This window comes from Lacinutrix salivirga (assembly GCF_053604675.1).
Genome location: NZ_JBSHNP010000084.1, coordinates 119849 through 127253 on the forward strand (window position 1 = coordinate 119849; position 7405 = coordinate 127253).

Annotated in this window: 6 protein-coding genes; 1 reads left to right on the forward strand and 5 read right to left on the reverse strand. The window is 32.0% G+C overall.

Annotated features, from left to right (window positions below; all coding sequences use genetic code 11):
* Window positions 1–11: 11 nt before the first annotated feature.
* The 5 genes from ACVC5O_RS03945 to ACVC5O_RS03965 all read right to left on the reverse strand — a co-directional run bounded on the left by ACVC5O_RS03945 (window position 12) and on the right by ACVC5O_RS03965 (window position 6626).
* Entirely contained in the window at window positions 12–737 is a 726-nt protein-coding gene (locus ACVC5O_RS03945; protein WP_452220165.1) for a methyltransferase domain-containing protein, read from the reverse strand.
* Window positions 734–1870 (reverse strand): NAD(P)/FAD-dependent oxidoreductase, encoded by a 1137-nt coding sequence (locus ACVC5O_RS03950; RefSeq protein WP_452220166.1) that lies wholly within the window; start codon window positions 1868–1870, stop codon window positions 734–736. The genes ACVC5O_RS03945 and ACVC5O_RS03950 overlap by 4 nt, the downstream gene beginning before the upstream one ends.
* Before the next feature lie 57 nt (window positions 1871–1927).
* Window positions 1928–2392 carry a 3-oxoacyl-ACP synthase gene (locus ACVC5O_RS03955; RefSeq protein ID WP_452220167.1) on the reverse strand — a complete coding sequence of 155 codons (465 nt, stop codon included), beginning with the start codon at window positions 2390–2392 and terminating at the stop codon, window positions 1928–1930.
* Window positions 2393–2422: 30 nt separating this feature from the next.
* Window positions 2423–3538 carry an NAD(P)/FAD-dependent oxidoreductase gene (locus tag ACVC5O_RS03960; protein WP_452220168.1) on the reverse strand — a complete coding sequence of 372 codons (1116 nt, stop codon included), beginning with the start codon at window positions 3536–3538 and terminating at the stop codon, window positions 2423–2425.
* Window positions 3539–3632: 94 nt separating this feature from the next.
* Window positions 3633–6626 carry a reprolysin-like metallopeptidase gene (locus tag ACVC5O_RS03965; protein ID WP_452220169.1) on the reverse strand — a complete coding sequence of 998 codons (2994 nt, stop codon included), beginning with the start codon at window positions 6624–6626 and terminating at the stop codon, window positions 3633–3635.
* Window positions 6627–6707: 81 nt separating this feature from the next.
* Here ACVC5O_RS03965 and ACVC5O_RS03970 point away from each other — a divergent pair, with 81 nt between their 5' ends.
* Complete coding sequence (locus ACVC5O_RS03970) at window positions 6708–7229, forward strand: hypothetical protein (protein WP_452220170.1); 522 nt, start codon at window positions 6708–6710, stop codon at window positions 7227–7229.
* Window positions 7230–7405 lie beyond the last annotated feature (176 nt).

Consider the following 7405-nt stretch of genomic DNA (forward strand, 5'->3'; position numbering starts at 1 on the left):
CACGAATTGCACTAATTTTCACTAATTACTTTTTTTAATATCCATTGAAAACGAAACGCCCACTTCCATTGGATTTGATAATTTGCATTTATTTTTTCTGAAATATCTTTTAATTCTTCTCGTTTAAAACCTCTTAAAACCGAAGTTAATCCATCTTCTACAATCGTTTTGTTTTTAATTGTTGTACATAATAATTTAAACAGATAATACGCTAATTTATGTCTGTGTAAATCATTGACAACGATTCCTAATTTAGCTTTTTCTAAAACAGGTTTTAAAAAGGAGACCAATTCATCTTCCTTAAAATGATGAAGAAATAAAGTGGTTAAGATTAAGTCATAATCTAGTTCATCAAATTCCGAAGAAAAAATATCAATAGCTTTAAATTCTATGTTATCGTAATTTTGCGATAATTGTATTGCATAATTAACCGTGTGTGGATTTGCATCTATCCCAATCAAATTAAATTTATAGTTGTTTTTCTTTCCAAAAGTTGACACTTCTCTTAAAATATCACCTCCTCCACAACCTAAATCTATAATGGTAATTGGTTCTGATTTAGCATGATTTTCAAGTGCTTTTTTTAAACCATTTACAGTTACACTATTTCCGCCTAACCATTGATTTATCTTTGCTAATTTATCTAAAGCATCATGAAGTATTGGACCATTATAATCCAAATCGTCCATGATTTCTTCTTCTTCGCTTCTATATTTTGTACTAACTAAAAGACTCATTTAACTTGCATTGTTTTTCCGTGTGTACGTTTTATAATGTGTGGCATCAAACTTGGAAACGACTTAATAATTCTAATTAAAACTTCTGCTAATTGATTTCTACTAAATAAATCAGCAACAATGTGTCCTGTTCTTAAACGGGATTTAAACTCCCGATTCCATTCCCTAAGATACTGCTTTTCTAGTGCTTGCCTCTCTTTTATTTCGCCATTAAAAAATTGAATTATAAGTAACGATGCCATTTGTGCACTTCTAATTGCCATACTCATTCCGTTACCACATAAAGGATGAATCATGCCTGCTGTGTCACCACACATGAGCATGTGGTTTTCGATTGGGTTTTTAGTTTCAAAAGAAATTTGACTGATAGTTAAAGGTGTTTCAAATACTGGCTTTGAGTTATTAAAAATTGCTTTTAAAGATTTGTTTTTAAAGACCACTTTCTCCTGAAACTCATTGATATCTTTATACTTTTTAAAAGCTTCAAAATCTGTAATATAACAGACGTTTATACTGTCATTTTCAACTTTTGAAAGTCCGCAATAACCACCTTCAAAATTATGAAGTGCAACTAAATCGTCTGGGAAATCACCTTTTAAATGTGTTTTAACTGCTAAAAAAGGAGATTTGTTTTTTATAAAATCTCTGTTGAGTTTTATGTCTAAATTAGCGCGTTTACCATAAGCACCAATCACTATTTTAGAGTTGTAGGTTGTTTGTTTTGTTTTAACTGAAAAACTATCGTTTGAAAACTGAATGTTTTCAACAGTATCTTGACTAATTGTGGCTTGGTTTTGTATCGCTTTTTTTGATAATTCGTAGTCCAAACAGAAGCGACTAATCCCAAATCCACCTAGTGTTAAATTGGCTTTTACTACTTTGTTTTTTGGTGTTGAAAGCTCAAATTTATTAATTTTTTTGGCACCTAATTTAAAAACATCAATCCCTAAAAATTCAAGATAAGGTAAGACTTCGTTAGAGATGTATTCGCCACAAACTTTATGTTTAGGATACTCGTTTTTTTCGATAACCAAAACACTCAATTTGCTTTTTGATAAGTGAATTGCACTGGATAAACCAGCCAATCCACCTCCAATAATTATAACGTCAAAACTTGAGGGATTTGTGTTCAATTTTTCTTTAGAAATTCAATTTTACTAAAGATACTTCTAAAATATTTTAGATTGAAATTAGATGACGTTTGTTATTGTAAATTTTTGATCTCTAAAGGTTATCTTATCTCCAATTGTTCTGCCTAAAAGTAATAGTGCAATTGGTGTGCTGGCAGCAATAGCATAAAATTTTTGATTATGGATAGTTAATTCGCCAGCGCTTATCGAAATATAATAATTAGCTTGAGTTGTAAAAACAGCACTACCTAATCCGATATTTTTTGAAGCGTTTCCTGTATTAATCTTAGCTAATAATTGATGTACTTTCTGGATTTCGGCGAGTTGTTGGCCTGCTTTTTCGCGTTCTAGTTGTACCATTGCACGACCAGTTTCATGCTTGTCTCCAGCGCTACTTTTGGTCTCCGAAGTTAAAGAGTTTTGTAATTCGGTAATTGTTTTATTTATGGTATCTAGGCGTTTATTTGTAAACGCAACACATTGATTATATAAGTTTTCTTTGATATGTACATTACTTTTTTCCAAGTCTGTGCTATTTTATTATAAGATTCCTGCCTATGCAAGAATTAAATCTGCTAAATCTGTGCCTACCAAACTTCCTATAGCAACACCCATTCCGCCTAAACGAACTCCACAATATACATTATCACTTATTTGCTTGAGTATTGGTTTTTTTTGATCTCCAACTCCCATAATTCCGCTCCATCTGTGGTCTATTTCGAAAGGTGTATTTGGTAAAATAGTAGTTTTTAGTAATTCTTCTAATTTATTTTGGACTAGACTAGTTTGGCTTAATTCTGTAGTTTCTTCGGTTTTAAAATCTAAATTTCTACCTCCTCCAAATAATATTCTATTGTCTATATTTCTGAAATAATAGTAGCCTTTATCTAAATGAAAAGTGCCTTTTATATGAAGATTATTTATAGGTTTTGTAATGAGTACTTGCGCTCTTGCTGGTTGTACTTGTTTAATGTTTAATAAGGACGCAAAACCATTTGTAGCTATTAATAATTTTGAGGTTGTAAACTCAAATTGATTTGTTTCAATTTTAACTGAATCTATGGCTTCGCTAAAACTTTTAACCGAAACGTTATTAAGTATTTTAATGCCATTTAACAACGCTTTTTGTAATAAAGCTTGCATCATTTTTCCAGTATCTATTTGTCCTTCAAATTGATTAAAACTGTATTGCTCTTTAATATTTTTAAAACCGAAGTGATTGTCTTTAAGACTAAATACTTTGTCTTTAAAAATGGGTTTCAATAACTGATTTACATAGTCTTTTTGAGATAAACAAGTTTCTAATAAATTATCTTGTTCCGAAAACAATTCGTAACCACCAAATTGAAGATAATCAATCGTTTTGTCACCTAAAGTCTCTCTTAATTTTTTTAATCCTAAAACACGTTTTTGTACTAAATTAAAAACCTCTTGTTCAGAATGTGTTTTTAGATCGTCTAAAATTTCAGACAAACTTCCAAAGCAAGAAAAACCAGCATTTTTAGTGCTTGCTCCTTGAGGTAAAGTGCCTTTTTCTAATATTACTATTTTAGCTTTAGGATAATGCTGTTTTAATCGCAAAGCGCAATTTAAACCTACAATTCCGCTCCCAACAATAGTAAAATCTATGTTAGTTAGCCACGTTTTTATTTCCCAATAAGATAAATCCATAATACTAAATTAGTCTATTTAATTTTAAAACACAATGCATAAAAAAACTCCGAAACTAAAGCTTCGGAGTTTTTAATGATTTTAAAATACTTATCTATTCGACAACTATTTTCTTAGTAATTGTTTTGTTACCATCGTTTACATTTAATAAATATAAACCAAATTGTACGTTACCTAAGTTAATAGTTTGGTTAAACTCTCCATTAACGTTGTAAGAGTTATTTAATATAGATCGACCTCTAATATCAAATACTTGTAAATTAACAGGATTGTTATTTGTAGTATTAAACCTCACTGTAAACTCACCATTATTTGGATTAGGGTAAATACTTAAGTTATTTATAGAAAACTCATCGATACTTAAAGAAGCTAATACGTTTATAGTATAATCTTCTACCTCAGCATCGTGTCCATTTTCACAAGATGTAGGAAATTGGTTTGCTCCAGGATCTGTATATTTTGTAGTAACCCTCATTGTTGTGTTGCCTAAAACAGCATCCGTAGGAACTGTAATAGTTAGTGGAGAATTCGCTGTAGGATCATTAACTATATTTGCAGATTGACCTAAATCATACTGTTCTCCTGGATCATCAAAGCTACAGTTTTGGTTCCAATCTATCCAAGCATAAGTAATTATTTGGTAATTACCATCACTGTTTGCGTTTACAGTTAATGTGTAGTCAGATTCTCTCATCATATCTGTTGCCGCAACACTACTTGTATAATCGGAATATCCTGATGGCTTCCCAGTGTTTAAATTGCTTAAAATATCTGTGGTACCATCATTTATAATAACACCTTCTGTACTTGTTTGGTATTGCGTAGTTCCAACAGATGCACAAACTCCATCAGTTACTGATAAGGTAACAGATACTGTTTTTGTTATAGATGGAGATGTTCCTGTAACATTTATAGTATAATTTCCATTTGCTGCTGTTAATAAGTTTGATACATCTAGTGTAAATGATCCGTCAGCATTTAAACTAGATGGAGTAAATGTTAAATTCGAACCAGCTGGCGCTCCTGTAGCAGAGAATGTTGTGGTTTCAGAGAAGCCATTAGATGTTATATAATCAAATGTAAACGCAACAGAATCAATATTACAAGCTGCTTGGTCTCCAGAGGTATTACTTATACTAAAGTCTGCAGTACTATTAATAGCAAATGTATTAGAAATTGCATAAAAGATATTATCATTAGCTTCAACAATAATTCTTGCGTTATTTGTGGTTGCAACATTTGGTACAGTAACTGTTGCAGAGCCTGTATTTGGTACTCCCGAAGCAAGAGTAGAAAACGTTACTCCATTATTATTAGAAAATAAAATATTAACTGTCTGACAGTTAATAGGAGCTACATTCGTTTGTCCTAATACCCAATTAACGGTTTGCGTTGATCCAGGTGCCCAAGTTGGTGGAGTAGAAACAGTAAAAGGCGTTACATCCTCTACTGTAATAATTACGTTATCCGAACTTGTGCTTGCTCCATTTGCTACATTGTCTCTTACTGTTAAAAGGAAATCCATTGTTCTTCCAACAGAAGGGACTACCTCCCAAGTAGATGCTAATGATCCTGATAATACTGTCCCAAAGGCAGGCATGTACCTGTCTGGAGAAGCTGTTGGTGTTAAGGACCTAAAAGCTGGTCCAGCAGTTGACGTTGAAACTGGCGGCATCGTTGCTGGAGTTTCATCACTTTGCTCCCAGCAATAAGTTAATGCGTCTCCTGCATTAGCATCTGTTGCGGCACCTTTAAGAATAAAAGCTGTAGATTTTGGAATAGAATAATCTGGACCTGCATTTGCAACTGGTGCAGCATTTCCTGTTGCTGTCATTTGATCACAAGTACTACTTGCTCCAGCAGAAATATTTAGCCACATTTCCTTAATATTATCTCCATTAAAATAAGCATCACTATTATTTTGCACATTTGGCGCACAAATACCTGCATAACCCATTATTGTAGATGCACTACCTGGCTCTACTGAATTTGCAGATCTTTGACAACTATTATTTTGTGTATGATTTCCACCGTATTGATGTCCCATTTCATGTGCAACATAATCTATATCAAACGCATCACCAATAGGTGCTCCTAAACCAGTTACTCCTCCTGCTTTTATACCTGTACATGGAGAGTTAAGGTAAGCAACACCTCCTCCTCCTGTGCTAAAAACATGGCCAATATCATAATTTGCAGACCCAATATTGTTATCACAAGTGGTTTGGTTTTCACCTAACATAGCTCCTCCATTATTATTTGTATAAGGATCTGAATTAACGTTTGGTCCTAAAAATATAATACTACTATTGTCAACCATTACCATAGTTAGCGAAAGGTCTCTTTCGAAAACTCCGTTTACACGTGTCATAGTTGTGTTCATAGCAGCCATTACACTGGCCATTGTTCCTCCATGAAATTGAGCATACTCTACTGTACAAGCTAAAGCTAATCTGTAAGTTCTTAATTGTCCATCATCCGCATTTCTTAATGCTAAATACTCTTCATCTGAAATATTATATTCTTGTTTAACGCTTTCTGTATGACATTCAAATCCTTCAACTCGAGGATCAGTTTCAGAATTCACAAAAGCTATATAGGTTTTTAAATCCGAACTAAAAGGTTCTATAAAAATTGTTTTTTCGTCTGATAATACCATTGAGCTTAATCCCTTTTCTGGCGAAACACTAAATCGAATTATTGCTGTTGGGTTATCAATTCCTTTCCCTATATACGATCTAATGTTTGGGAATTGCGCTTGTAAATCTTCAGTCATTACTGAAGCTTCTTGAATTCTGTAGGATTGTAATTCTCCTTTTGAATTTGGAAAATCAATGATTGTGTTTGATTGTCCAGTATTACTCTCTCTAGAAGGTGCAAATCTCAATGCATTTGTTAATCCTTCTAAATCAAGATTTAGAACCGCATTTTTTTGCGGAATAGCTTTTGAAAAAACAACCTGTGACTGTGTAATTTTTTTAGTACTAGATTGGGTCCAAAATGACCTTTTGTTTTGAGAAAAACCATTTGTTGAAAATAGCAAAACCGCTATTAACAAAAATGTGCTTTTTAAGTAATTGTGATACATAATCAATTTTTTTTGAAATTAGTGATGTTAAAGGTAAGTTCTTAATTTAAAGAATCACAATAAATATATATATATTTGTGCATGAAGTATATAATTTTAACAGTTACAACACTATTTATATTAGCTTGTAATGTAAAAAAAGATAAATTGTCTCAAAAAAGCGGTTTAATTAACACTATTGAAAATGAGTGTCCACCAGATGGCGTTTGTACTTTTGAAGTATTTGAGAACAAAGTTTTAGTTATAAATAAAGATAACATTGGTGCTTTATATCCTACATTAAAAGATGGTAAAAAAACTGTTTTGAAATATGAGTATAGAAGAAATGAAATTGCTAACGCACAAGATGATAATTATTCTGAAATAATATATATAGAAATAGACTCTGAACCTAAATCAATTTTTTTAAAGGACAACCAATTAACAGATGCCAAAGTACTATTTGGAAGACTTTGCTTTTGTAGAGGACAAACAGGATATTATCCTGTAAAAGATGGACAATTAACTATCGCTAAAAGTAAAAAAGAAGACACAAGTATTAGTCTTAATTTTAAAATAGACGAAGTTCCACAAATAATAACATCTATTTCTGAAAAACTATAAAAAAAGCGACTTAATTAAGTCGCTTTTTTTCTATTCTTTGTCACGTCCTGAAATAAGTTGACACAAAATCGACTTATTATGAAAAACAAAGAAACCAAAAGAGTAAAACGTACCCAACGCGATTATAATTTAGGCTTTAAATTAGCCCTTGTATCAGAGGTGGAAAAAGGCAATTA

What these genes read in the sequence shown, in the direction of transcription:
- ACVC5O_RS03945 (WP_452220165.1), bottom strand. Translation starts at nt 737, where the DNA reads ATGAGTCTTTTAGTTAGTACAAAATATAGAAGCGAAGAAGAAGAAATC.
- ACVC5O_RS03960 (WP_452220168.1), bottom strand. Translation starts at nt 3,538, where the DNA reads ATGGATTTATCTTATTGGGAAATAAAAACGTGGCTAACTAACATAGAT.
- ACVC5O_RS03965 (WP_452220169.1), bottom strand. Translation starts at nt 6,626, where the DNA reads ATGTATCACAATTACTTAAAAAGCACATTTTTGTTAATAGCGGTTTTG.
- ACVC5O_RS03970 (WP_452220170.1), top strand. Translation starts at nt 6,708, where the DNA reads ATGAAGTATATAATTTTAACAGTTACAACACTATTTATATTAGCTTGT.